Source organism: Ensifer adhaerens, assembly GCF_002940685.1.
In the GTDB taxonomy this organism is placed as follows: Bacteria; Pseudomonadota; Alphaproteobacteria; order Rhizobiales; family Rhizobiaceae; genus Ensifer; species Ensifer adhaerens_E.
Genome location: NZ_PNFP01000012.1, coordinates 1 through 25,269, shown reverse-complemented (window position 1 = coordinate 25,269; position 25,269 = coordinate 1). Strand labels below are relative to the sequence as shown.

Below are 25,269 nucleotides of genomic sequence, written 5' to 3'. Positions count from 1 at the left end.
CTTGAAGCTCAAGCCGCTTGCCAAACCTCCCGGCCGCGGCACGCACAAAAATCTAGCTATCGTCCTCGCGGACCGACGACGGATGCCGAAGCAGCGGCGTCACTTCGATCTGCATGAATTTGAAGAGCGGCAGGCCCAAGAGGATCTCGTGCAGCTCGGCATTGTCCTTGACGTCAAAGACGCTGTAGTTGGCGTACTCGCCCGCGATCCGCCAGATATGCCGCCACTTGCCGCTCTGCTGCAGCCATTGCGAATAGGCCTTTTCCCGGGCGATGATTTCCGCTGCCTGCTCAGCCGGAAAGTCATGGGGAATGCGAACGTCCATTCGTACGTGAAACAGCATGGGCCGATCCTCACTTCGCAACGCTGATCGTCTTGCGCAGCCCGTCGCGCGCAAAGAACTTCAACCGGTCTTCATCAAGTTCGATCCCGAGCCCCGGCCCGTCTGGCACCGTCAGTTCGAAGTCGCTGTAATCGAGCGGGGTCGACAGGATTTCCTCGGTCAACAGCAGCGGGCCAAAGAGTTCCGTGCCCCATTGCAGATTGGTGAAGGTGGAAAATACGTGGGCTGACGCCACCGTGCCGATGCCACCTTCCAGCATCGTGCCGCCGTAGAGTTCGATGCCGGCGGCATCGGCGATCGCCGCCACGCGCTGGGCATTGAACAGCCCGCCGCTCTGCTCGATCTTGACGGCAAAGACGTCGGCACCCTTGGTCTTGGCAATCTCGAAGGCCGATTCAGGCCCGGTCAGCGACTCGTCGGCCATCAGCGCCACCGGAAAGCGGCGGACGAGGCGCCCGAGTGCCGCGGTCGATGCAACCGGCTGCTCGACCAGTTCGCAACCGGCGTCGGCAAGCGCGGCCATGCCGTAGGCGGCCTCGAATTCGCTCCAGGCCATGTTGACGTCGACGCGCACCGCGCCGCGGTCGCCGAGCGCCTTCTTGATCTCCGCCACATGGGCGATGTCGTCCTTCAACGGCCTGGCACCGATCTTCAGCTTGAAGATCCGGTGGCGGCGAAGGTCGAGCATTGTCTCTGCTTCGGCAATATCCTTGGCGGTATCGCCCGACGCCAGTGTCCATGCGACCGGCAGCCGCTTGCGCAGCGCGCCGCCGAGTAGTTCGCTGATCGGCAGACCCAGGCGCTTTCCATGGGCGTCGAGCAGCGCCGTTTCGATTGCACACTTGGCGAAGCGGTTTTCCTTCACCGCCTTGCCGATGCGCGCCATCAGCGCCTTCACGCGGGTCGCGTCCTCGCCAACCATGACAGGCGCGAAATAGGTATCGATCGAAAGCTTCATCGATTCCGGGCTTTCGCCGCCATAAGCGAGCCCGCCGATCGTCGTGCCTTCGCCGATGCCAACCGTGCCGTCGCTGCAATGAACCTTCACCAGCATCAGTGTCTGGCCGGTCATGGTCGCGACCGAGAGCTTGTGCGGCCGGATCGTCGGCAGGTCGACCAGTATCGTTTCGACCCGTTCGACGACGGGGGCCAGGGCTGCGGTCGGAGCAAGGGGTGCAAGGGTCGTGTTCATGACCTGAATGTGCGCCCACGCAGCGCGTGACGTCCAACACCAAATAGGTTATCTATGATACCTTCACGGTATAGTATGGCAAAGATTACGTGCATTCATGCGCTTGCCGCACTGCAACATACCGCAATGGTAGGAAAATAAAGGCTGTAACATTGGATCTGCGCCAGCTTCGCTACTTCGTCGCCGTCGCCCGTGAGCGCAATTTCACCCGCGCCGCCGAGCAGCTGCACATAGCCCAGCCGCCCTTGAGCCGGCAGATCCAGCTGCTTGAGGAAGAACTGGGCGTGCCGCTGATCATCCGCAAGAGCCGGCCGGTGCGGCTGACGGAAGCAGGCCGGCTGTTTTACGAGCAGTCGCTGCAAGTTCTGGGGAGAGTCGAGCAGATGGTGGAGGCGACGCGCCGCGTCGGCCTCAACCAGAACCGCGTGCTGTCGATCGGTTTCGTCGCCTCCACGCTCTATGGCGGGTTGCCGACGCTCGTGCGCAAGCTGCGCCAGAACGCGCCGGAGCTCGACATCAGGCTGCTCGAGATGGTGTCGGTGCAGCAGATCGCGGCGCTGAAGGAAGGCCGGATCGATGTCGGCTTCGGCCGGCTCCACCACAACGATCCCAATGTCGTCGGCATCCTCATGCGCGAGGAGCGCCTTGCGATCGCAATACCCCAGGGCACGCCACTGGCTGCTGAGACGTCTCCGCTGCCCTTGAGCGCGCTCAACGGTCAGAAGCTGATCGTCTATCCCAAGGAACCGCGCCCGAGTTATGCCGATCACGTGCTCAGCCTGCTTCACGCTGAGGATGTGCGCCCGGCCGAGGTGCATGAAGTGCGCGAGATCCAGAGCGCCCTTGGCCTCGTCGCCTCGGAAGCCGGCCTCTGCGTCGTGCCCTCTTCGGCCCGGCAGGTCCGCTCGGACGTGCATTATCGCATGGTCGAGGGCGAACGTGCGACCTCGCCGGTCATTCTCAACCATCGGGCCGGCGACAATTCACGCCATATCGAGCTGATCAAGGATCTGATCGTCGAAATGTATGCGGAGAACCCGCCCTGGCTCGGCCTCGAGCACAATCTGCCATTCCGGCCATCCTTCGTTAAGTGACGACTTCAGGCGTCAAATCCCTTGTTTCACGCGCCGGGAGCATGGCGCTCTCCGCCCAGATTTCACGGACCATCTCGCGCAGCAGAAGCGCCTCGGCCCAGCGGTCGGTCGTGTCGTTGCCGTGCCTGTCGGTAATCGCATAGGGCCTGGGGCCAAGCTCGCAGGTCATGACCAGCTCGGCATCGTCAGCGGCGCGGGCGCGCCATTTCCGGAAACCGCAGGCCCACCAGTTACGGAAGAGCTCCAGCCATGGTCGATGCTGCGCAAAGGAAAGCTCGATCTGGATCTGCTGGCACGAACCGATGCGGCCGTGGAACGCCCTGGCATTGTCTAGGACGCGCCGGATCTGGGCGTGGCTTTCGTCCTCGACCGGAAAGGCGAATTCGCGGCCGACCAGGTAATGCGAGAGGTCGGCCAAGAGCGGCAGATCGGGCCGCCGGTCGAGCAGGTCGAGCGTGAACAGCAGGTCGCTGGTGATCCGGTGGCGATGGGTTTCGACGTAGACGGGAACACGCGCCTGCTCTGCAAGCCGCATCCAGCCGTCGAGCAGGGGCAGGCAATCCTCGACCCTGCGTGGACGAATGTCGGCCTGCAGGTCGATATGGCTCACCGGGAACTCCGAGGCCAGTTCCAGCGTCAGGCGCAGATCCTCGACGCTTCTCGGAAAGCAGACGCCCTCGATCTTCAAGCCGGTGCCGCGGATCGCTTCGTTGAGGCGCACAACGTCATGGCGGCTGGTGTAGTGCGCGCTGATGCCGTCGAACCCGGCCTCGACGATGGCAGCGATGTTTTCTTCAAGACTGCGCTCGTGTCCGTCCGGATGCCGGCGCTCCATGGCCCAGAGCGACTGAAAGACAAGCAGGTTCTGCATCAGGCCGCCCGCGCGCTTTTCAAGAGCGACTTGAGGTTCACGCCGGGATCGGCGAGCACTGCCGGATCGGGGCTGATGCCGGCGGCGATCAGCATTTCCGCCAGCTTGATCTCCTTGGCGAGGCCATTGCCGACACCAAGGCCTGCGGCCGCGACGAGGCACCCACCATCGAGGTAGAATTCGAGTTCGCCGCCTTCGAGTTGGCGTATCACGCTTTGATGGTCCGGATGCGGCAGGCCCGCCACCTGCAGGCCGAGATCGTATTGATCAGTCCAGAACCAGGGGATCGCGGCAAAGATCTCCTTGCCGCCGGCCATGTTGCGGGCCGCTGCCTCCGCCTGGGCGCGGGCATTGCGCCAGCTTTCAAACCGCACATGGCCGCCGCCCGGCTGGGCCACGGCGGCGCAATCGCCTGACGCATAGATGTTCGGGTCGCTGGTGCGCAGATGACCGTCCGTCAGGATACCGTTGCCGACGGCAATCCCTGCCGCCTCGGCAAGTGCTGTGTCCGGCTGGACGCCGATCGCCGCGACGACGATATCGGCCGGCACCTTGCCGCCGTCGGCGAGAACAACCGCATCGTCGGTGATTTCGGCGATGCCCTGCCCGAGATGGAAGCCGACACCTTCGGCCTGGTGCCGGGCGTGGAACCTTGCAGCAAAGCGTGCCGGAACCGCGCGTCCGAGCGGCTTCGGCGCCATTTCGATAATGCCGACATCTATGCCCTTGCCGCGCAGCACCGCCGCGAGCTCCATGCCGATCAGACCACCACCGATGATCGCAACGTTCTGCCCTGCCGCGGCACGCGAAAAGATGGTTTCGGCATCGCCTAAGGTGCGGAAATCAAGCGCGCGCTCCGAGCCGGGACACGTCAGCCGTCTCGGGCGGGCACCAGTGGAAAGCAGCAGCTTGTCATAGGTGAGCGTTCCCCCCGCGCTCAAGGCCACGGACCGGGCATGCGGATCGACGTTCAGCGCCGATACGCCCTGGAGATAGTCGATGCCGGCAGCCTTCAGAGCCTCGGCGCCGCAGATCGGCTTCATCTGCACCGCGCCGTTGACAGGTTTCGACAGCGGCGGGCGCTCATAGGGCAGATGCGGTTCGGTGCCGACCAGCGTGACGCTGCCGGTAAACCCGGATTCCCTCAGCGCAAAGGCCGCGCGCGTGCCGGATTCCCCGGCGCCGATGATGACGATGCGGTCCATGGCATGGCTCCATAAATCATGGGTGGAACGGGATGCGGGCGGAAAACCGCACTTTTCCTCATCCCGCTTAGGGAAAAAGGTGGCCGGCGCAGGCAGGAGACATGCGCCGGCCCACAGCGCCGCGCGTCGGATCAGACGCGCCAAGGTCGCTGCAGAACTTTTGAACTCCCGCATGTTTCTGTCCTTCGACCGGCTACGGCAAAGGACAAAAACATGCAGTCGGAGGATCAGTTGCGGGTCGCGTAGTCGGCCATGTTCCTGGGCGTGACGAGCTCGAAGGGAACCATCACTTCGCGTTCGACGGTCTTGCCGCGCGCCAGCGCAACGGCGGCATCGAGCGCACTTGCCGACTGGCCCCTGGCGTTCTGGAACACCGTCGCATCGAGATCGCCGGCGGCCATGGCGGCAAGGCCATCCTGCGTCGCATCGATGCCGACCACGATCACGTCGTCCATCGACACGCCGGCGGCCTTGAGCGCCTGGATGGCGCCGATCGCCATTTCGTCATTGTTGGCAAAGACCACGTCGATCGGCCGACCGGCGGTGATCCAGTTGGTGGTGAGATCCATCGCAGTGGTTCGCGTCCAGGCGGCCGATTGTTCGTCGGCGATCGTCACGCCCTTGCAGTCGCCGGCAGCCAACGTTTCCTTGAACGACGAGGTGCGATCGCGCGAGGCCTGGTGGGCAAGGTCGCCCATCAGGATATAGACCTGCGCATCGCCGGCCTTGCCCTTTTCCTTCAGCAGTGAGCAGGCAGCTTCCGCGCCCAGCTTGCCGGAATCGGTCTCCCGGCTGCCGACATAGGCCTGCTTTTGCGGCAGTCTGGCGACATTGTCAGGCTCAAGGTTGAGATAGACGAGCGGGATACCGGCCTTCTCCGCCGCCTCGCTGATGCCGGGCGCGGCCGAGGTATCGGCGAGCGTCGTGATGATCGCGTCGACGCCGGACGCGATGAAGTTGTTGACCTGGTTGAGCTGCTTGGAGATGTCGGTCTGGGCGTCCTCGATCTGAACACTGACACCGCCGGCTTCAGACGCCCGGGCGCTTATGCCTTCACGAAGCAGGGTCTGGAAGTTGTTGTCAAAGCTCTGCATCGAGACGCCGATCGTCTCCGCCGAGGCAGCACTTCCCAACAAGGCGGCAAGCGCTGCCGCCAGGCACATGGATTTCATGATTTCCTCCCGATGGGTGCCGGATCACCCGAGCGCATTCCGGGGGCCCCGCGGGCCCGGTCAGTGCTTGCGTGCTCGACCTCAGCCGAGGGCCACGCGGACCTCCCCGTCGACGATTTCGGCGGGATAGGTCTTGAGATTCTCGCAGGCCGGAAGCCTGATGGCTTCACCGGTGCGATAGTCGAAGGCACCGGAATGCTTGGGACATTCCACCTCGTAGTCCATCACCAACCCATCGGCGAGATGGATGGCTTCGTGGGTGCAGAGACCGGCGGTGCAATAGACGCTGTCGTCGGGGCCGCGGTAGATCGCGTAGGTGCGGCCGCCATGGTCGAAGCGGATCGCCCCTTCCTGTTCGATGTCGTCCAGCTTGCAAGCCGGAACCCAGGTGATCACGTTGCTCATTCTGCTGCCTCCCCGATGGTGTTGCGTGCCTTGCGGCGAGCGAGTTTTTCCTTGCGCTTGCGGTAGCGTTCCTGCATCCGCGCCTCGCCCTCCTTGGAACCGTCGTGCCAGGTGCCGAACCAGCGATCGAGCGGGATCAGGGCATCGCCGTAGTTCACCTCGAAATATTTGTGGTGCAGGTAATGCGCATAGGCGTGGCTATCGACCAGCGTCTCTTCGCCGACCTCGACCTTGTCGAAGCCGACATGGCCGGGAATGGCGCCGAAGCCCGCATAGTGAAGCTGGTAGAGCATCAGGACCGGGTTGGACGGCAGGACCAGGTGATAGAAGGCGGTGCCGAAATAGAGCAGGTGCTCGACCGGATGCATCGACAGCGACGACCACGGCGACGGGTTCACCGAATTGTGGTGGACCGAATGCACCCACTTGTAGAGGAACGGCGTGTGGATGAGCCGATGAATGCAGAAGAAGTGGAACTCGTGGATGATTGGCACGACGAGCGCGACCAAAGCGAGCGTCCAGGGGTTGTCGGCGAAGGTGAGCCACGGCGCGTAGCCATTGGCATAGGCAAAGAGCATGGCGACTTCGACGGCGGTCCAGATGGTGACGCCTGAGAGGAACGTGCGCAGGATGTTGTCGAGGTTCTGGCTTTCGAACCAGAAGGCCTTGCTCTTCTGCTCGGCCGGGAACTTGCCATTGTACTTGAAGCGCGTTTCCTGTCGCTTCAGCACATAGAGATGCAGTTCGAAAGCGCCGTAGAACAGGAAGACGCAAGCCGCGTTGACGACATAGAGCCAGGCGATCCAGCCGAAGCTCAGGCTCTGCATCGTCTCGACCGGCGGGATCACCCAGGCCCAGTAGGCGACGGCGGAAGCGGCGAAGATCGCGTTCCACGGAAAGAAATAATGCGGCAGCCACTTGATGAGCGCCAGCAGTTTTGGTGGGAAAGCAAACAGCGGTGCCGTTTCGATCGGCTCGTTCGGCGCCCAGTCGCCGCGCTTGTTGCGGGTTCCATACTTCAGATCGTCCATGGCGCTCTCCTCCCGGCGGACCGCGTGCGCTCCGCCCAAATTCCGATGAAGGAGAAGACTGTCCGGTTGCCTCGGATCCGCACTCTCCTTCTTGACAAAAATCTAGCAGGAGGCGCTTGGGACGGCGAAGCCTTGTTTGATCAAATCAGATCAAAGGCTCTCGGCGGTGATGGTGATGAAGCGAATGGGCGCGGTGTCCGGCTCCATCTCGGAAAGCCCGATCCGGCGCAGCATCAGGTCTAGCGAGCGACGAGCCTGCGCCTCGGGCGCCTGGTCGAGCACCACATCCATGATGCCGTCGCCAAGCGCCTTGCGCGTATAGTCGGTCAGTTCATGGCCGACGAAGAAGATCTCACTTCCGCGCTTGTGGCGGCGAAGCACGTCTATCAGCGCCGCGTTGGCGCCGCCGGCATTGTAGAGCCCGGCCATATCAGGATACATCTCGAGCGCGGACCGCAGCGCTTCGGCGCCGTAGTGCTCCTCGTCGCGGGTGAAGCCCAGCCACTCGAACTGGCGCTCGCCCGGATGCGTCGCGAAGTAGTCGGAAAAGCCGCTGAGCCGATCGCGATGGACCTGGTAGATCGGGTGGCAGAGGGCGACGACGGGTCCGGCTCGGCGCGCCATGCGCGCGATGAAGAGTGCCGCCGTCCGTCCGGCTGCGTGGTTGTCGATGCCGACGAATTCGCCCAACCTGTCCGAGGCCCTTGTCACGACGTGGACAACAGGCACGCCGCGCGCGATTACGGCTTCGACGGCGGCGCTGATCAGCGGATGGTTCGGCACGGCGAGGATCAATCCGGCGCGGCTGACCTCCGTTGAAAGGATGCGCCTGGCTATCTCTTCCGGCTTCATTTCCTCGGCAAAACTGCGATGCACGACGACGAGCGGGTCGAGCGTCTCGGCGATGCGCTGGAACGCCTGGGACAGGCGGCGATAGAAGGTCGTCTCCGGACGGACCATCAGCACGTCGATGCGCAGCAGCCCGCGATGGGCATCGGGAAGGGTTCGCGGATAGGCGAGCGCGCGCGCGGCCACGACCACTTTTTCCACCAGTTCCGGACGAACGCCGCCGCGCCCGTTCAAAACCCGCTCGACCGTCGCGGTTCCGACGCCCGCGAGTTCGGCAATGTCGCGATAGTTCGGTTTGCTCACCCAGACTTACCCCCAACCGACCGCACGTGTTCATAGCGCCTTAGCATGGGACCGGCCCTGTTCGACAGAGCACGCGTCGAAGTCGGGCCTCCCCTCGCCACCGCTGCCGCGGCGCCTATATCAACCGGGTATGCAGAACGGGATCGAGGCATCATGACCTATGAATTGTACTACTGGGACGGCATCCAGGGGCGCGGTGAATTTGTCCGGCTGGCACTCGAGGACGCCGGCGCCGATTACGTCGATGTCACGCGCGCGACGGGCCGCGGCACCAGTGAGATGCTGAAACGGATGGAGAGCACCACCGAGGCGTACGTGCCCTTTGCGCCGCCCTTCCTGCGAGACGGCGACCAGACCATCTCGCATGTGGCCAACATCCTCTTCTACCTCGGCCCCAAGGTCGGCCTTGCGCCTGACGATGAGGCGCTGCGGTGCTTTGCCAACGGCCTGCAGCTCACCGTCACCGACTTCATCGCCGAAGTGCATGACACGCACCATCCGATCGCGACTTCGAAATATTATGAGGAGCAGAAGGCGGAGGCTAGGGATCGCGCATTCGAATTCGTCACCAACCGCATCCCGAAGTATCTCGGTTACTTCGAGCGGATTCTCGCGCAAAACCCTGAGGGCGGCGGACATGCAGTAGGCCGCACCACCACCTATGTCGACCTATCGCTGTTCCAGGTGATCGAGGGGCTCCGCTATGCCTTTGCCAAGGCGATGCGGCACTATGAGGAGAGCTACCCGAACCTCATGAAACTGCATGCCTCGGTGAAAGCCCGGCCGAACATCGCCGCCTATCTCGCCTCATCGCGACGGCTGGCCTTCAACGAGGACGGTATCTTCCGCCGTTACCCGGAACTGGATATCGCGCCCTGAGCCCCCTCAGGCAGCGGCCGCCTGTTGCTCCCGCAAGAACGCGGAGACGCGCTTCAGCCCTTCGCGCAGGATGCCCTCATTGTTGGCGTAGCCGATCCGGAGGTAGCCCTCCATGTCCATCGCACTGCCCGGCGTGAACATCACGCCGGTGCGCTGGAGCAGTTCGAGGCAGAAGGCCTCGGATGTCATCGGCAGGTCGTATTTCAGAAGCGCCGTCGTGCCCGACTGTGGCTTGACCCAGGAGATCAGCGGCTCCTCCTCCACCCAGTCCGAGAGAATGGCGAGGTTGGTGCGGGTGATGCTCTGGCTGCGGGCGAGAATCTTGTCCTTGTTCTCAAGCGCGATTGCCGCGAAGTGATCGTCGAGCATGCCGACGCTGATGGTGTTGTAATCGCGATGGACCGAAACGGCGCGGATCAGTTCCGGAGGCGCGCCGATCCAGCCGAGCCTGAGGCCGGCGAGCGAAAAGGTCTTCGACATGCTGCCGGTGCTGATGCCCTTTTCGTAGAGGTCGGCGATCGACGCGGTCAGCCCGTCGCCCTGCTGATCCGTGCCGCGATAGACCTCGTCGCAGAGGATCCAGGCGCCCGAGGCGCGCGCGATCGCGACGATCCTTTCGAGATAGGCGCGGTCCATCAGCGCGCCGGTCGGATTGTTGGGATTGTTGATGGCGATAAGCTTTGTACCCGGGATCGCCAGCCGCCGCAGCTGCTCCAGATCGGGCAGGAAGCCGGTCGCTTCGGTCAATCTCAGGATCTGCGTATCGGCACCGTAGCTCTCGGGGATCGAATAGTGCTGCTGGTAGGTCGGCAGCACCGAAATCACCCGGTCGCCCGGCTCGACGAGCGTCGCGTGAACAAGGGCATTGGCGCCGATCGCGCCGTGGGTGGTGACGACGTTTTCGATCGCCTGCTTCGCGTAAAGGCCGGCGATCAGGCCGCGCAGCCGCTCGGACCCCTCGATAGCGCCATAGGTCAGTTTCAGCGGCAGCAGTTCGGAAAGGATAGCGTCCGTCTTGCCCGCCATATCCAGGAGTTCCGCCACGGTCAGCGATTCGACGCAGGTCTCGGCGAGGTTCCATTCGCAATGGTTCTCGTAGCGGTTCATCCAGATCTCGACGCCGAAGTCGCGGATTTTCATGGCATGCGTCCTTTCGAATTCTTGAGACATGTTCGGGCATGCCGGCGCCCGAACCGAAACCGTGCGGGGCACGCTCGTTGAGAATTGCCGTTTCCTGTGACATGAACCGATGATGCCGACACGGCTCCGCAGCAGCCCGCCGTCGCTGACGGAAGCCCCTGGAAATGGCTGTGGCATTTGGTGTTCGATCCCTGTAGAAAGACGTTATGAGCAATATATTGCACAGTCAAGATCGATCCGACGTTTTGTCCCACGTGGCCGAGAACCTGAAGCGGATCCGGCTCGCAGCCGGATTGAGCCAGGCGGCATTGGCAGAGGCATCGGGCATCAGCCGGCGCATGATCGTGGCGGTCGAAGGGGGCGACGCCAATATCAGCCTCTCGAGCCTCGACAGGCTGGCGGCAGCGATGAATATCGGCTTCGTCGATCTCGTCCGGGACCCGTCGCGTCACTCCCGCGACAATATCGACGCGGCGACCTGGCGCGGCCGCCAAGCGGAAAGCGAAGCGCGGCTGCTGGCATCCACCCCGGCAGCGAGCGAAGCCCAGATGTGGCTGTGGTCGCTGGCGCCCGGCGAACGCTACGACGCCGAGCCCGACCCGCAGGGCTGGCATGAGATGCTGTTCGTGACGGAAGGCGCCCTGACGCTGGAGCTCTCGGGCGAGCGCAAGCGCTACGCAAGCGGCACCTTCACGGTCTTCAGCTCGGCCCAGGCCTATGCCTACATCAATGACGGCGACGACGTCGTGACCTTCGTCCGCAACGTCATCTCGTAGACAAGGCCTAAGCTGCCACCCGCTACTCGACGTAGTTCCAGGGGACGAAGCGATAGAGCGTCTCGTCGCGCGCCACATGGCCAACGCCGGGGAATGGCAGATGCGCACCGGCAACGAGGTATCGCCCATCGGCCGCATCCGCCAGTGCCACGGCACGCGTCGCTGCCGCGGCGGTGCCGTCGACGTCGAAGCTGACGAAGACGTCAGGCGTGTCGAACTGGATGTAATCCCCGTGGATGATGTCGCCCCAGAAGACGAGGCGCTGGCCGTCATCCGCTTTCAGCACGATGGATGAATGCCCGGGCGTGTGCCCGGCGCGCAAGGTCGATCCAAGGTTCGGCAAGACGTCCGCATTGTCGGCGAAACGCTTCACTTTTCCGGCGTCGATATAGGGAACGAGGGCATCGTGCGCCCGCTGGAAATCGGTCTTCTGCGCCTCGGTCATCCCCGTCACGCCCTCTTGCTCGATCCAGTACCGGTACTCGCGATCGGCAAGGTGGATTTCCGCATTCGGAAACTGCGGCTTGCCGTCGACGGTCAGGCCGCCGGAGTGGTCGGCGTGCACGTGGGTCAGGATCACCGCGTCGACCTGATCGGCCCGGTAGCCGGAGGCGATGAGATGCCGCAAGAGCTTGCCGGCGGCGGCACCGAGCAGGGCGCCCGACCCGGCATCGATCAGCACCAGCCGTTCGCCGTCGTTGACGAGATAGGCGTTGATCGACAGATGCGGCTCCTTGCCGAGGAAGTTCGCGTCCAGTCTGCGCTGCAGCTCGCCTTCCGGTTCGTTCTGATAGATCTTCGTCATCGGCAGTGCCAGGGTGCCGTCCGACAAGGCGGTGACTTCGAACTTTCCGAAGCGGAAGCGATAGTAACCTGCATTGGCGACGGTCGAGAATGGCGCGGCGGAAAAGGCAAACCGCGGCGCCAGCGGCAAGAGGGCGGTGGCGGCGAGAAGGCCAAGGGCTTGTCTGCGGGTGGTCATGATCGGCTCCTTCGATTGGATGCCGAGACGCTATCAATTCAACCGTCGGTCGATTATCCTGCGATCGTGGAAGTGATTGTTCCGGAAACGCATGAAATCTCCTCTGTCTGCCGATCTCAACAGCCTCCGGATTTTCCTCGAGGTTGCCCGTACCGAGAGCTTTTCCTCAGCGGCGCTTCGCCTTCATCTTCCGCCAAGCACGGTCAGCCGACGGCTGCAGGAGCTTGAGACCGCGCTCGGTGTCGCGCTTTTGTTGCGTTCGACGCGCCGTGTCTCGCTCACCGAGGCGGGCAACCATCTGCTGGAACAGATCGGCGGGGCGGTGGAGCTCATCGATCGCGGCATTGCCGGTTTCGGACCCGCCGACGGCACGGCGCGTGGGCGCCTGCGGGTGGCGACATCGGTCGCCTTTGCCCGCACCTTTCTGCCGCCGATCCTGAAGCGCTATGCACAGCTTTGCCCCGACGTCCAGGTCGACCTGCAGACGACGCACCACAATGTCGACCTGATCGGCGAGAGCGTCGACGTGGCGCTGCGCATGGGCGAACCCGTCGACAGCGAGATGATCTACCGGAAAATCGGAACGATCGAACAGCGCCTCTATGCCGCACCAGGCTATTGCGCCGGATTGGCGCTGTCCGCGCCCGAGGACCTGATGCAGGTCGCGCTTATCGCCCACCGGACCCGCATGCGCCGGGAGCTGGCACACTGGGTGCTGACAGATGGCATAAGGCATTTCACGCTCGAGCGTCCGCCATCCATCGTCGTCGACGATCCGGCGATCGGCGAACGCCTGATCGCCGAAGGTCTCGGTATCGGCATGCTGAGCGACGCGCTCGCCGCCGACGGCGTAGCGGCAGGAAGACTTGTCCCGGTTCTTCCCGAATGGTCCGGGCCGCCCACGCCCCTCTACTACCTCTACCACCAGCAACTGGGCGACCTGCCGAAAGTGACGGAGTTCCTAAAAGCGGTGCGCGAGACGTTTCGGGTCCGGAGCAAGTAGGGTCACCCCGCTCCCGCTTCCAACAACCGTCACGCGGCGACGCGCGGGCGGCGGGGCGCCCTTTCGCGCCTAGGGCCGAAGCTCTTCGATCGTATCCACCCGATCCGGATAGAAGGCCACCCGGTTTCGGATTTCGGCGACCGCCGCGTGCGGGTCCTCGTAAGTCCAGACGGCGTTCTTCGCGCGCTCGCCGCCAATGGTGATGCTGTAATAGGAAGCGTCGCCCTTGTAGGGGCAGTGGGATGCGTGATCGGTGCGCTCAAGCAACGACATGTCGACGTCCTCACGTGGGATGTACTGCACCGGCGGATGGGACGCCTCCCGCAAAATCAGTGCATTGCGCGTGTCGGCAACGACGCGACCGTCGAGTTTGACAACGACCCGCGCCGGGTTTTGCGCGATGGTGATCGGGTGATCGGGACCGGGAATCTTGATCGGTTTGTCGGACATGGGCGATCGCCTCCAGAGCGTTACGGATACTAGGTGGTTACCTCGCCGGCCAAATCCAACCGGTCACGCCAAAAACCCTCAGCTGTTTGCCGCCGGAGTACGGACGGCTGTTGAGGGTTCTGCCGCCGCGGCCGCCTGATCGCTCTCGTCGAGCAGCTTGCGCACCTCCATGACGCCCTTGGCTGTATCCGACCAGCTATGCCTCCAGACGAGAAGCGCGACCGAGCCGACGATGGCGATAAGAAAGGCGATCGGCCCCAGGAACCAGAGCGCGGCGGCAACGGTGAAGTAATAGGAGCGGACGCCCTGGCTGAAGGAGCGAAGGGCCGGATTGATCATCAGCGACAGGGCGTGGGCCCATGCGGCGATATCGCGGGCTTCTTCGCGCGACGGGCTCGCTCCGATCGCCGCGAGGCAATAGTTGATCTGCCGGACAGCCCAGATGAATTCGGACAGCCCGCGCAGCAAGGTCGCCATGACGAGCAGCACCTTGCATTGAAACAGCCACAACGGCTCGATCGGCGCGAACATCGCGATGATGCCCGACTGGAGGCCGATCGTCGGCTGGATGAAAAGCGCGCTGCTCATGGCGACGATGACGATGAGATTGGCTGAACCGAAGAACGACGCCGAATTGATCGTGTGACCGAGGATGGCCGCGTCGCCGATGAAGTTGGTGTCCCGCGTGAGCACTTCGCGCATCCACGCCTGTCGGACACGCACCATGTCCAACATCAGGCTGTCAGTCCGGCGCGGCCAGCCAAGCGCCATCATCGGCTCCAGCCCCGCCCAGGTCACGAGGAACAGGATAATCGCAATCCAATCAAGCATCTGCACGGCCAGCCTCCCATCACAGCTGTTCCTAATAGAAGCCGCGGCGAGCGGCGCGTCAACGCGTCGGTGCAGTTCGAGATTTGCCGAAGGCGAAGGCGTGGCGAGCGCTTCCCGTTAATCCCTGGGACTTACATGCCATCAGCGGATTGACACGGCCTGTATCCTGGATACAATTTGCCTCGATCTTGGGAGGGATCGATGAACCAATCCTTCGAATGGCGAAGCCAGTCACGCCTGCTCGACGAAGTGGCCCAGGCTCTTCGCGAACGTATCTATGCCGGCGTCTATGCGCCCGGCGCGACGCTCCGCCAGGAGAAGATCGCTGCCGAGTTCGGCATAAGCCGCACGCCGCTGCGCGAAGCCTTGCGGGTGCTGGAGCGCGATGGGCTGGTCGTCAACAAGCCGGGCAGCGGCGTGCGCGTGGCGACGGCCGACCTGCCGAAACTCTTGGACGCCTATGCGGTGCGCGAGGCGATGGACGGCGTGGCGGCGCGCAACGCCGCCGAACGCGCAACCGCGGCCGAAATCAAGGATCTGGCAAAGCAGGTCGAGCGCCAGCGCAAGATCGTCGAAAACTGGGATCCCGGCGCCTATACCCAGTCCAATGTCGTCTTTCACGAGGCGATTGTCAGTGCCTCGCGCAATGCGTCGCTCGCAGCGCTCGGGCCGCTTCTGCGCATGACCTCACAGGTCTTTGCGCCGGCCTTTTCGCTTTCCAGCGAACGGGCAAGCACGGCGGTCGCCGAACACGGGCTGATCGTCGAGGCGATCGCCGCACGGAACCTTGATGAATCCGAGAAACTGGCCCGCGCCCATATCAACGCGACGGCCATGAGATTGAAGGCGCTGCTTGAAGAGCGCGGGACTGACGAAGAGGCATGACTGTGAAGACCTACGGCAATTTCATCGCGAACAAGTGGCAGGACGCAACGGGCGGCGAGTTCATCCCGGTGCGGGATCCTTCCAACGGCCAGGAATTTGCACGCATCGCCCGCGGTACCCGGGACGATATCGATCTCGCCGTGCGTTCGGCCCGCGCAGCGCTTGCCGGTGACTGGGGACGCATGACGCCGACCGAGCGCGGCCGGGTGCTGACCCGGATTTCGGCGGCCGTGCTGCGCAACATCGACCTCTTGACCGAGCTTGAGGCGCGCGACGTCGGCAAGCCGCTGACGCAGGCGCGCGCCGACGTGGTGGCGCTTTCCCGCTATCTCGAATTTTATGGCGGCGCCGCCGACAAGGTGCATGGTGACACCATCCCCTACCAGAACGGCTTCACCGTCCTGACGGTCTACGAGCCGCACGGCGTCACCGGCCATATCATCCCCTGGAACTATCCGATGCAGATCCTCGGCCGCAGCCTGGGTGCAGCCCTTGCCATGGGCAACGCCGCCGTCGTCAAGCCCGCGGAAGAGGCTTGCCTCACGATCCTCGAGTTTGCCCGCATCGCCGAGGAAGAGGGCCTGCCGTCGGGCGCGCTCAACATCGTCACCGGCTTCGGCTCGGAAGCGGGTGCCGCCCTCTCGGAACATCCTGACGTCAACCACATCTCGTTCACCGGCTCGGTGCGCACCGGCGAAATGGTGCAGGCCGCTGCGGCGAAAAACGCCGTGCCGGTGACGCTCGAACTCGGCGGCAAGTCGGCGCAGATCGTCTTTGCCGATGCGGACCTCGACCGCGCTGTTCCCTTCCTTGTCAATGCCGGCATCCAGAACGCCGGCCAGACCTGCTCGGCCTCGTCGCGCATCCTCGTCGAGCGCGCCGTCTACGAAGAGGTGGTGGCACGCATGAGCGAACGCTACCGCGCGCTCAAGGTCGGCCCGGCCGGCAGCGACCTCGCGGTCGGTCCCGTCGTCTCGCCGAGGCAGAAGGCGATCATCGAGAGCTTCCTTGCAGACGCCGCCAAGGATGGCCTGAAGGTCGCGGCCCAGGGCCAGATCGTCGCCGATGCGCCCTCGCAGGGTGCCTATGTCGCACCGACATTGCTGCGCGACGTGCCGCACGAACACCGCACGGTGCAGGAAGAGATCTTCGGCCCGGTGCAGGTAATCATGCCGTTCGACGGCGAAGAGGAGGCGATCCGCCTTGCCAACGGCACCGCCTATGGCCTCGTCTGCGGCGTCTGGACCAATGACGGCGGACGGCAGCTGCGCCTGGCGCGCGCAGTGCACGCCGGCCAGGTGTTCATCAACAACTACGGCGCCGGCGGCGGCGTCGAGCTGCCCTTCGGCGGCGTCAAGAAATCCGGTCATGGCCGCGAGAAGGGTTTCGAGGCCCTCTACGGCTTTGCCAGCATGAAAACCATTTCTGTCTACCACGGCTAGAACGGGATGGGGCGGTGTCCGCTCCATCCCGCTCCAACCATGATTGCCTGAGGAGAAACACGTGTCACTAGAAGGTAAAGTCGCTCTCATCACCGGCGCAGGTTCGGGCTTTGGCGAGGGCATTGCGAAGCGCTTCGTCGAGGGCGGCGCCAAGGTCATCGTCGTCGATCGTGATGCCACGGGCGCAGAGCGCGTCGCCAAGGCGCTTGGCGCGAACGCCTTCGCCGTGGTCGCCGATATCGCCAAGGAAACGGATGTCGCAGCCGCCGTAGCGGCCGGCCTCGAAAAGTTCGGGCGCATCGACATCCTGATCAACAATGCCGGCATCGGCCACAAGCCGCAGAATGCCGAACTGGTCGAGCCCGACGAATTCGACCGCATCCTCGGCGTCAATGTGCGCGGCGTCTACCTGATGACGCGAGCGCTGCTGCCGCACATGAAGGACAACAAGGCGGGCGTCATCGTCAACGTCGCGTCGACCGGCGCCAACCGGCCGCGTCCGAACCTTGCCTGGTACAATGCGACCAAGGGCTGGGTGGTCTCCGCCACGAAGGCACTGGCGATCGAGCTTGCGCCCTTCAACATCCGCGTCGTCGCGCTCAACCCGGTCGCCGGCGAAACGCCGCTGCTTTCGACCTTCATGGGCGAGGACACCGAGGAGATCCGCAAGAAGTTCCGCGACTCCATTCCGCTCGGACGCCTGCTGAAGCCCGAGGATCTTGCCGAGGCCGCCTTCTTCGTCGCCTCGCCGCAGGCATCGATGATCACCGGCGTGGCGCTCGATGTCGACGGCGGCCGCTCGATCTGATTGCTTCGATTGACTTACTGGGACCATAAACAACCAAACCGCAAAGCGGGGGAACCATGATGAACTTGACGAAATGGGCGCTTGCCTCGTGCTTCATCGCCGCGTCGCTGACGACGGCGATGGCCAAGGATACGATCACCGTCGGCCAGGTGCTGGAGCCGCCGGGCCTCGACCCGACCGCCGGCGCCGCAGCGCCGATCCGCTACATCACCTACGGCAACCTGTTCGAAGGGCTCGTCCGCGTCGTGGAGGACGGCACGGTAAAGCCGTTGCTCGCCGAGAGCTGGACGATCTCCGACGACCAGAAGACCTACAGCTTCAAGCTTCGCCAGGGCGTCAAGTTCCACGATGGCACCGCATTCGACTGCTCGGTCGTGAAGTTCTCCTACGAGCGCGCCGTCTCGGCCGATTCCACCAATGCGCAGAAGGGCCTGTTCGAGCCGATCGAAAAGACCGAATGCCCGGATCCGGCGACCGCCGTCGTGACCCTGAAGCGCCCCGCCTCGAATTTCCTCTTCAACATGGCCTGGGGCGACGCGGTCATGATCGCGCCGTCGTCGGCCGCCGACAACAAGACCAAGCCGGTCGGCACCGGCCCGTTCAAGTTCAAGGAATGGGCCAAGGGCGACAAGGTCGTGCTTGAAAAGAACGCCGACTACTGGGGCGAACCGGCAAAGCTCAGCGAAGTGACCTTCAAGTTCATCAGCGACCCGTCGGCGGCGGCCGCCGCCGTTCTTGCCGGCAACGTCGATGCCTTCCCGATGTTCCAGGCCGCAGAACTGGTCAGCCAGTTCCAGAGCGACCCGAACCTGCAGGTCGAGGTCGGCAGCACCTCGGGCAAGGTGGTGCTCGCGCTCAACAATGCGAAGAAGCCCTTCGACGACGTGCGCGTCCGCCAGGCTCTCGCCCATGCGATCGACCGCAAGGCGCTGGTCGAAGGCACGTATTCGGGCTTCGGCACGACCATCGGCTCGCATTATTCGCCGGTCGAGCCCGGTTACGTCGATCTCAACGACACCTACCCCTATGATCCGGGCAAGGCGCAGCAACTGCTGCAGGAAGCGGGCGTTCAGAACCTCGAGATCACCATCATGCTGCCGCCGCCGGCCTATGCCCGCCGTGGCGGCGAGATCATCGCGGCCATGCTTGCCGAAGTCGGCGTCAAGGTGAACCTCGTGCCGATCGAGTTCGCGCAATGGCTCGATCAGGTGTTCAAGAACTCGAACTTCGACGCGACGATCATCGCCCATGCGGAGGCCCGCGACCTCGATATCTACGCCCGCGACAAGTACTACTTCAACTACCAGAACCCGGAATACAAGGCGCTCTACAAGTCCTACACGCTCGCTTCGACCGAAGCCGAGCAGATGGATCTGATCGGACAGCTCCAGCGCAAGCTGGCAGCGGACGAACCGAACGTGTTCCTCTACGCGCTGCCGAAGATCGGCGTCTGGAACAAGAAGGTGAAGGGTCTCTGGAAGAACATGCCGGTGCCGGCCGACGACCAGACCCAGACCTATTGGGAAAACTAAGGAATGGCACCGGCCCCTTCCACGAGGGGTCGGCGCGGACCTGCCGTTGACTGGCGCACCCGGCGCCGGTCAACGCCCGCTCTTTCCGGGAGGTTGATGTGATTTCCTTCATTGGCGGTCGCCTCGTGTCGCTCGTCCTGACGACGCTGGTTGCCTCAGTCATCGTCTTTCTGCTGATGCAGGTGCTGCCGGGCGACCCGGCGGTGCTGATGCTCGGCATGAATGCCGACGCCGACGCGATCGCGGCGCTGCACCGGCAGCTTGGCCTCGATCAGCCGATCTGGATCCGCTACCTCCACTGGATCGGCGGCTTCGTCGTCGGTGATTTCGGCATGAGCCTCACCTACTCCGTGCCGATCCGCGAGCTGCTCGGACCGCGCATCCTTGTGACGCTGCCGCTGGCGCTGCTCTCCATGGCGATCTCCGTCGTCGTCGCCATCGCCATCGGCGTCTATGCCGCCGCCAACCGCGGCAAGGCCGGCGACACCGTCGTCATGGGCATCGCCCAGGTCGGCGTCGCGATCCCCAACTTCTGGCTGGCGCTGCTCTTCATCCTGCTCTTTGCGCTGAAGCTCGCCTGGTTCCCGGCCTCCGGCTTTGCCGGCTGGGAAGGCGGCATCTGGAACGGCCTGCATTCGCTCATTCTCCCGGCACTCGCACTCGGCCTGCCGCTTGCCGCCATTCTCGGGCGCGTCACCCGCTCCGCCGTCATCGAGACGCTCGGCGAGGATTTCATCCGCACCGCCCGGGCCAAGGGGCTCAGCCGCTCCGGCGCGCTCTGGAAGCATGCCGTGCCGAATGCGCTGATCCCGGTCGTCACCATCATCGGGCTGCAGTTTTCCTTCCTGCTTGCCGGTACGATCATCATCGAGAACGTCTTCAACCTGCCGGGCATCGGCCGCCTCGTGTTCCAGGCGATCGCACAGCGCGACCTGGTCACCGTGCAGACGCTGGTGACGCTACTTGCGGCTTCGGTCATCACCATCAATTTCCTCGTCGATCTGGTCTATGGCTACCTGGATCCGCGGCTGTCGCGAGGAGGCCACTGATGTCCACCTCGGCAACAACCTCCGAACCCGGCCTGATCTCCAAGCTCATCGGCAGCCGAAACCTGACGATCGGCACCACTGTCACCCTGATCCTCGTGGCGATGGCGCTCATCTCCTTTGTCTGGACGCCCTATTCGCCGACCGCGATGAACTTCCGTGACAAGCTGCAGGGACCGAGCCTCGCGCACTGGTTCGGCACCGACAACTTCGGCCGCGACATCCTGTCGATGATCATGGTCGGCGCCCGCAACTCGATCTCGGTGTCGATCGTCGCGGTGCTCGTCGGCGCCGGCATCGGCGTGCCGCTCGGCGCCTGGGCGGCTGCCCGCGGCGGCTGGGTCGACGGTCTTGTGATGCGCATGAGCGACCTCGCCTTCGCCTTCCCCGCACTTTTGACCGCCGTCATCATCACCGCCATCTTCGGTCCCGGCGCCACCAATGCGATGATCGCGATCGGTATCTTCAACATCCCGGTCTTTGCCCGCGTGACCCGCGGCGCCTCGATGGGCCTCTGGAAGCGCGAATATGTGCAGGCTGCCCGCTGCGCCGGCCGTGGCGACGTGTCGATCACGCTTCTGCACATCCTGCCCAACATCAACCACGTGCTGCTCGTCCAGGTGACGATCCAGTTCGCGCTCGCGATCGTCGCCGAAGCCGGCCTCTCCTATGTCGGCCTCGGTACGCAGCCGCCGATGCCGAGCTGGGGCAAGATGCTGAACGACGCCCAGACCTTCATCTACCAGGCGCCGTGGCTCGCGATCTTCCCGGGGCTCGCGATCACCTTCGCCGTGCTCGGCCTCAATCTGCTCGGCGATGGCCTGCGCGACATTCTCGATCCGCGCGTGAGGCGGCAACGATGACGAAACCCTTGCTTCAGATGGCCGGCATGTCGGTCGAACTCTCCGCGGGCGCGAGCCGGGTCGATATCGTCTGCGACATCGATCTTAAGCTCAACCGCGGCGAACGCCTCGGGATCGTCGGTGAATCCGGCAGCGGCAAATCCATGACCGCACTTGCCGTCATGGGCCTGTTGCCGCAGCGCATGCGGGTGCGGGGCGAACTTTCCTTCGACGGACGCAATCTGGCTGGTCTGTCCGAAGCCGAATACTGCGGCTATCGCGGCCGACGCATGGCGATGATCTTCCAGGAGCCGATGACCGCGCTCAATCCCGTCAAGTCGATCGGCGCCCAGATCGCCGAGGGCCGGCGACTGCACCTTGGAGAAAGCAAGGCCGATGCCGAGAAGAAGGCCCGCGCGTTGCTCGACCGGGTCGGCCTGCCGGCGCCGCGCTTCGATCTCGATCTCTACCCGCATCAGCTCTCCGGCGGCCAGCGCCAGCGCGTGATGATCGCAATGGCGATCGCCTGCGAACCGGATCTCCTGATTGCCGACGAGCCGACGACGGCACTCGACGTGACGGTGCAGGCGCAGATCCTCGACCTGCTCGACGAACTGATCGAAGACACCGGTACGGCGCTGATGCTGATCACCCACGATCTCGGCGTCGTCTCGGAGATGACCGACCGCATCGCGGTCATGTATGCCGGCCGCATCATCGAGACCGGGCGCACCGACGATGTCTTTGCCCGGATGGCGCATCCCTATGCGCGCGGCCTCTTTGCCGCTTCGCCGCACGGCGCGGCACTTGCAGACCGACAGCCAAGCCAAGGACGGCCGCGGCTGAATGCCATCCCCGGCATCGTTCCCGATCCCTTTGGCCGGCCGCCGCACTGTTCCTTCGCCGAGCGCTGTTCCTATGCTCAGGCGGACTGCCGGCAGGCGATCCCGGCGCTCGACCTGATCAACACCGATGACAACGTCGAACATCGCGCCGCCTGCTTTCATCCGCGCGAAAGGATGGTGGCCCCGTGAGCGAGGTGATCCTCAAGACCACCGATCTGGTGCGCGAATACGACCTGCCGCGCCCGTCGATCTTCTCGAAACAGAGCCGCCTGCGCGTGCTGCACGGCGTCAGTGTTGAACTCGCCGCCGGCCGGAGCCTCGGCATCGTCGGCGAGAGCGGCTCGGGCAAGTCGACGCTCGCGCGCGCCGTCATGGGACTGGAACGCCCGCAATCGGGCGAGGTCAACATCGCCGGCCGCAACATCTATGCGCTCGACCGCTCGGGCCTGCGCGAGGCGCGCAAGGGCTTCCAGGCGATTTTCCAGGATCCCTACGGCTCGCTCGATCCGCGCCATACGGTGCGCACGATCATCTCCGAACCGATCGTGTCGCTGGAGCGCGGGACTGCGCCCGCCGAGCGCAACCGGCGCATCGCCGAGGTGCTGGAGGCGGTCGGCCTGCCGCTGGCGTCGGCCGACAAGTACCCGCATGAGTTCTCCGGCGGCCAGCGCCAGCGCATCGCCATCGCGCGGGCGCTGATCACCCGGCCGGCGCTGATCGTCGCCGACGAGCCGGTCTCCGCACTCGACGTCTCGATCCAGGCGCAGGTGCTGAACCTGATGATGGACCTGCAGGAAAAGCTCGGCCTCTCCTATCTGTTCATCAGCCACGATCTCGGCGTCGTGCGTGCCATCACCGACCGGGTCGCCGTCATGCATCTCGGCCGCATCGTCGAGGAAGGACCGACGGCTGCAGTCTTCGACAACCCGCGCCACCCCTATACCCAGGCGCTGGTCGCCGCCGTGCCGAAACCCTTTTCCGGGCGCCGCAAGCGCGTGCGCTCCGACGGCCCGCCGCAAACGCCTGTTCATACCGCAACGACCGCAGTCGGCTGCGCCTATGCCGCCGTCTGCCCCGTGAGGCAGGAGATCTGTCTGACCCGTACGCCTGAGGCCAAGCCGGTGACGCCGGCCTGGTCCGCCCGCTGCCATTTTGCCTAGGAAGTGCCCCATGTCCGAACTCGCCGATCTCTCCGCCATCGACCTTGTCGAGGCCTACCGCTCGAAAAAGCTCTCTCCCGTCGAGGTGACCGACGCCGTCATCGCCCGCATCGATGCCTCCGAGCCGAAGCTGAACGCGCTCTGGGCCTATGATCCCACCGAAGCGCGAAAGGCTGCAGGGGCATCGGAGGAACGCTGGGCGAAGGGCGAACCGCTCGGCGCGATCGATGGCGTGCCGGTGACAATCAAGGAAAACATCGCGACGAAGGGCACGGCCGTGCCGCTCGGCTGCGCCGCCGTATCGCTGACGCCGGCCGCAGCCGATGCGCCGCCGGCAGCCCGCACCCGCGAGGCGGGTGGCATCCTGCTCGCCAAGACCACCATGCCCGACTACGGCATGCTCTCCTCGGGTCTTTCGAGCTTCCACAAGCTCGCCCGCAATCCCTGGGACCTCTCTGCCAATCCCGGCGGATCGAGCGCCGGGGCGGGTGCTGCGGCAGCAGCCGGTTATGGTCCGCTTCACATCGGCACGGATATCGGCGGCTCCGTCCGCCTGCCGGCCGGCTGGTGCGGCATCGTCGGCCTGAAGCCTTCGGCGGGACGCGTGCCGATCAACCCGCCCTTCATCGGTCGCGTCGCCGGGCCGATGACGCGAACCGTCGCCGACACCGCGCTCTACATGTCGGTGCTGTCGAAACCGGACGCCCGTGACACCATGGCCCTGCCCTATGCCGACATTCCCTGGCTCGATCTCGATCGTGGCGTGAAGGGCCTGAAGATCGGCCTCTGGCTCGACGCCGGCTTCGGCCAGGCGGTCACCGAAGAGACCGAACGGGCGGTCAAAAAGGCGGCACGGCTCTTCGCTGACGCCGGCGCGATCATCGAGCCGGTCGGTCCGTTCCTAACCCGCGAAATGATCGACGGTCTCGACCGCTTCTGGCGGGCCCGGGGCTGGGAAGACGTCTCGCGCCTTTCGCCGGAGAAACAGGCGCAGATCCTGCCCTACATCTTCGACTGGATCAAAACCGCCGAGAACTTCTCCGGCCGCGAGGTCTATACCGGCTTTGCCCAGATCGAGGCGATGCGCAACGCGTTGCACACAGCCCTTTCCGGCTACGATTTCATCCTGTCGCCAACCGCTCCGACCGCTTCCTACCCGGCCGAATGGGCGTCGCCGGTCAACGATCCGCAGAAGCCTTTCGAACACATCGCCTTCACCGTCGCCGTCAACATGGGCGGACAACCGGCCGTGTCGATCAATTGCGGCTACACCGAAGGCGGCCTGCCGATCGGCCTGCAGATCATCGGCCAACAGTTCGACGACATCGGCGTGCTTCGCCTTGCGCGCGCTTTTGAGACCATGCGCCCTCAGCAGCGCCCCTGGCCGAAGGTGGCGGCATGACCGACACGATGCGCTACACCGTCGAAAGCGGCGATCTCGAAAACATCGTTTCGCGGCTGCTCGACATCGTTCGCCGGCTCGGCGTCAGCGTTTCGAAGCTTGCGGTCGAGGTGGATGGTGGCAAGGCGAGCCTCGAAATCGCCGTCGCCCCGAGCTCGCAGAGCATCGCCAACACGCTGCGCGAACGCATCGGCCAGATCGAAGGCGCGAAGCCGGCCTAGCCAGATCTCGCCCGCATCATCATCAACGCGGCCATGCCGCTCGATATCAGACTGAGAACCACAGGAGTGCCGACAATGGCCCGCAAGCTTTTCATCCTCCCCGGCGACGGCATCGGCCCGGAAGCCATGGCGGAAGTCCGCAAGATCATCGCCTACATGAACGCCGAGCTTGGCTCCGGCTTCGTGACCGACGAGGGCCTGGTCGGCGGTTCGGCCTATGACGCCCATGGCCAGGCGATCTCGGAAGAGGACATGGCAAAGGCGCTTTCAGCCGACGCGGTGCTGTTCGGCGCCGTCGGTGGTCCGAAGTGGGATGCGGTGCCTTACGAGGTGCGCCCGGAAGCGGGCCTGTTGCGCCTGCGCAAGGATCTCGAACTCTTCGCCAACCTGCGTCCGGCAATCTGCTACCCGGCACTGGCGGACGCCTCGTCGCTGAAGCCCGAGCTGGTCGAAGGCCTCGACATCCTGATCGTGCGCGAACTGACCGGCGGCGTCTATTTCGGCGAGCCGAAGGAGATCATCGATCTCGGCAACGGCCAGAAGCGCGGCATCGACACCCA

27 protein-coding genes are annotated in these 25,269 nt (G+C 64.3%); 15 read left to right on the top strand and 12 right to left on the bottom strand.

Annotation, left to right across the window (positions count from 1 at the left end):
* Positions 1–52: 52 nt before the first annotated feature.
* Both catC and C1A35_RS22435 read right to left on the bottom strand, forming a co-directional pair.
* On the bottom strand, positions 53–343 hold the full coding sequence (gene catC / locus C1A35_RS22440; RefSeq protein WP_104666487.1) for a muconolactone Delta-isomerase: 291 nt from the start codon (positions 341–343) through the stop codon (positions 53–55).
* A 10-nt stretch (positions 344–353) separates the two neighbouring features.
* The gene (locus tag C1A35_RS22435) at positions 354–1,535 is read right to left on the bottom strand and encodes a muconate/chloromuconate family cycloisomerase (RefSeq protein WP_104666486.1); all 1,182 of its coding nucleotides are present in this window, start codon (positions 1,533–1,535) and stop codon (positions 354–356) included.
* A gap of 152 nt (positions 1,536–1,687) precedes the next feature.
* On the opposite strand from C1A35_RS22435, the gene C1A35_RS22430 reads away from it, so the two are divergent.
* Positions 1,688–2,629 (top strand): LysR family transcriptional regulator, encoded by a 942-nt coding sequence (locus tag C1A35_RS22430; protein WP_104666485.1) that lies wholly within the window; start codon positions 1,688–1,690, stop codon positions 2,627–2,629.
* Here the strand turns inward: C1A35_RS22430 and C1A35_RS22425 are convergent.
* The 6 genes from C1A35_RS22425 to C1A35_RS22400 form a co-directional block, all read right to left on the bottom strand.
* The gene (locus C1A35_RS22425; RefSeq protein WP_104666484.1) at positions 2,622–3,500 is read right to left on the bottom strand and encodes a xylose isomerase; all 879 of its coding nucleotides are present in this window, start codon (positions 3,498–3,500) and stop codon (positions 2,622–2,624) included. The genes C1A35_RS22430 and C1A35_RS22425 overlap by 8 nt on opposite strands.
* Complete coding sequence (locus C1A35_RS22420) at positions 3,500–4,705, bottom strand: NAD(P)/FAD-dependent oxidoreductase (RefSeq protein ID WP_104666483.1); 1,206 nt, start codon at positions 4,703–4,705, stop codon at positions 3,500–3,502. Before C1A35_RS22420 ends, C1A35_RS22425 begins: the two co-directional genes overlap by 1 nt.
* Positions 4,706–4,932: 227 nt before the next feature.
* Entirely contained in the window at positions 4,933–5,877 is a 945-nt protein-coding gene (locus C1A35_RS22415) for a substrate-binding domain-containing protein (RefSeq protein ID WP_104666482.1), read from the bottom strand.
* A gap of 81 nt (positions 5,878–5,958) precedes the next feature.
* Positions 5,959–6,270, bottom strand: a complete 312-nt coding sequence (locus C1A35_RS22410) for a MocE family 2Fe-2S type ferredoxin (protein WP_077963514.1) — start codon at positions 6,268–6,270, stop codon at positions 5,959–5,961.
* An 8-nt stretch (positions 6,271–6,278) separates the two neighbouring features.
* Positions 6,279–7,313 carry a sterol desaturase family protein gene (locus C1A35_RS22405; protein ID WP_104666481.1) on the bottom strand — a complete coding sequence of 345 codons (1,035 nt, stop codon included), beginning with the start codon at positions 7,311–7,313 and terminating at the stop codon, positions 6,279–6,281.
* Between the two features lie 150 nt (positions 7,314–7,463).
* A complete protein-coding gene (locus tag C1A35_RS22400; protein ID WP_104666480.1) occupies positions 7,464–8,465 on the bottom strand; it encodes a LacI family DNA-binding transcriptional regulator in 1,002 nt (333 codons plus the stop codon).
* Between the two features lie 153 nt (positions 8,466–8,618).
* On the opposite strand from C1A35_RS22400, the gene C1A35_RS22395 reads away from it, so the two are divergent.
* A complete protein-coding gene (locus C1A35_RS22395; protein ID WP_104666479.1) occupies positions 8,619–9,344 on the top strand; it encodes a glutathione S-transferase in 726 nt (241 codons plus the stop codon).
* A 6-nt stretch (positions 9,345–9,350) separates the two neighbouring features.
* Here C1A35_RS22395 and C1A35_RS22390 read toward each other — a convergent pair whose 3' ends face one another.
* Positions 9,351–10,484, bottom strand: a complete 1,134-nt coding sequence (locus tag C1A35_RS22390; RefSeq protein ID WP_104666478.1) for an aminotransferase — start codon at positions 10,482–10,484, stop codon at positions 9,351–9,353.
* A 206-nt stretch (positions 10,485–10,690) separates the two neighbouring features.
* On the opposite strand from C1A35_RS22390, the gene C1A35_RS22385 reads away from it, so the two are divergent.
* On the top strand, positions 10,691–11,260 hold the full coding sequence (locus C1A35_RS22385; RefSeq protein WP_104666477.1) for a helix-turn-helix domain-containing protein: 570 nt from the start codon (positions 10,691–10,693) through the stop codon (positions 11,258–11,260).
* Between the two features lie 22 nt (positions 11,261–11,282).
* On the opposite strand, the gene C1A35_RS22380 is transcribed toward C1A35_RS22385, so the two are convergent.
* Positions 11,283–12,242 carry an MBL fold metallo-hydrolase gene (locus C1A35_RS22380; protein ID WP_104666476.1) on the bottom strand — a complete coding sequence of 320 codons (960 nt, stop codon included), beginning with the start codon at positions 12,240–12,242 and terminating at the stop codon, positions 11,283–11,285.
* A gap of 91 nt (positions 12,243–12,333) precedes the next feature.
* On the opposite strand from C1A35_RS22380, the gene C1A35_RS22375 reads away from it, so the two are divergent.
* A complete protein-coding gene (locus C1A35_RS22375) occupies positions 12,334–13,245 on the top strand; it encodes a LysR family transcriptional regulator (RefSeq protein WP_104666475.1) in 912 nt (303 codons plus the stop codon).
* A 69-nt stretch (positions 13,246–13,314) separates the two neighbouring features.
* On the opposite strand, the gene C1A35_RS22370 is transcribed toward C1A35_RS22375, so the two are convergent.
* On the bottom strand, positions 13,315–13,695 hold the full coding sequence (locus C1A35_RS22370; protein ID WP_104666474.1) for a DUF427 domain-containing protein: 381 nt from the start codon (positions 13,693–13,695) through the stop codon (positions 13,315–13,317).
* A gap of 78 nt (positions 13,696–13,773) precedes the next feature.
* Positions 13,774–14,526 (bottom strand): DUF599 domain-containing protein, encoded by a 753-nt coding sequence (locus tag C1A35_RS22365; RefSeq protein WP_440271555.1) that lies wholly within the window; start codon positions 14,524–14,526, stop codon positions 13,774–13,776.
* Between the two features lie 201 nt (positions 14,527–14,727).
* On the opposite strand from C1A35_RS22365, the gene C1A35_RS22360 reads away from it, so the two are divergent.
* From C1A35_RS22360 to C1A35_RS22310, 11 genes are all read left to right on the top strand, one after another.
* Positions 14,728–15,411, top strand: coding sequence for a GntR family transcriptional regulator (locus C1A35_RS22360; protein WP_104666472.1), 684 nt, complete (start codon positions 14,728–14,730; stop codon positions 15,409–15,411).
* Positions 15,408–16,853: an aldehyde dehydrogenase family protein gene (locus tag C1A35_RS22355; RefSeq protein ID WP_104666471.1), complete on the top strand. Its 1,446-nt coding sequence runs from the start codon at positions 15,408–15,410 to the stop codon at positions 16,851–16,853. Before C1A35_RS22360 ends, C1A35_RS22355 begins: the two co-directional genes overlap by 4 nt.
* Positions 16,854–16,914: 61 nt before the next feature.
* Positions 16,915–17,661: a glucose 1-dehydrogenase gene (locus tag C1A35_RS22350; RefSeq protein WP_104666470.1), complete on the top strand. Its 747-nt coding sequence runs from the start codon at positions 16,915–16,917 to the stop codon at positions 17,659–17,661.
* Between the two features lie 56 nt (positions 17,662–17,717).
* On the top strand, positions 17,718–19,193 hold the full coding sequence (locus C1A35_RS22345; RefSeq protein ID WP_104666469.1) for an ABC transporter substrate-binding protein: 1,476 nt from the start codon (positions 17,718–17,720) through the stop codon (positions 19,191–19,193).
* 98 nt (positions 19,194–19,291) lie between these two features.
* Positions 19,292–20,242, top strand: coding sequence for an ABC transporter permease (locus C1A35_RS22340; protein ID WP_104666468.1), 951 nt, complete (start codon positions 19,292–19,294; stop codon positions 20,240–20,242).
* Complete coding sequence (locus C1A35_RS22335; protein ID WP_104666467.1) at positions 20,242–21,102, top strand: ABC transporter permease; 861 nt, start codon at positions 20,242–20,244, stop codon at positions 21,100–21,102. Before C1A35_RS22340 ends, C1A35_RS22335 begins: the two co-directional genes overlap by 1 nt.
* On the top strand, positions 21,099–22,115 hold the full coding sequence (locus C1A35_RS22330) for an ABC transporter ATP-binding protein (protein WP_104666466.1): 1,017 nt from the start codon (positions 21,099–21,101) through the stop codon (positions 22,113–22,115). Before C1A35_RS22335 ends, C1A35_RS22330 begins: the two co-directional genes overlap by 4 nt.
* The gene (locus tag C1A35_RS22325; protein WP_104666465.1) at positions 22,112–23,086 is read left to right on the top strand and encodes an ABC transporter ATP-binding protein; all 975 of its coding nucleotides are present in this window, start codon (positions 22,112–22,114) and stop codon (positions 23,084–23,086) included. Before C1A35_RS22330 ends, C1A35_RS22325 begins: the two co-directional genes overlap by 4 nt.
* Before the next feature lie 10 nt (positions 23,087–23,096).
* Positions 23,097–24,488, top strand: a complete 1,392-nt coding sequence (locus C1A35_RS22320) for an amidase (RefSeq protein ID WP_104666464.1) — start codon at positions 23,097–23,099, stop codon at positions 24,486–24,488.
* Positions 24,485–24,709: a hypothetical protein gene (locus C1A35_RS22315; protein ID WP_104666463.1), complete on the top strand. Its 225-nt coding sequence runs from the start codon at positions 24,485–24,487 to the stop codon at positions 24,707–24,709. Before C1A35_RS22320 ends, C1A35_RS22315 begins: the two co-directional genes overlap by 4 nt.
* A 75-nt stretch (positions 24,710–24,784) precedes the next feature.
* Positions 24,785–25,269: isocitrate/isopropylmalate family dehydrogenase (locus C1A35_RS22310; RefSeq protein WP_234822952.1), on the top strand; the 485-nt coding region annotated here is incomplete at its 3' end.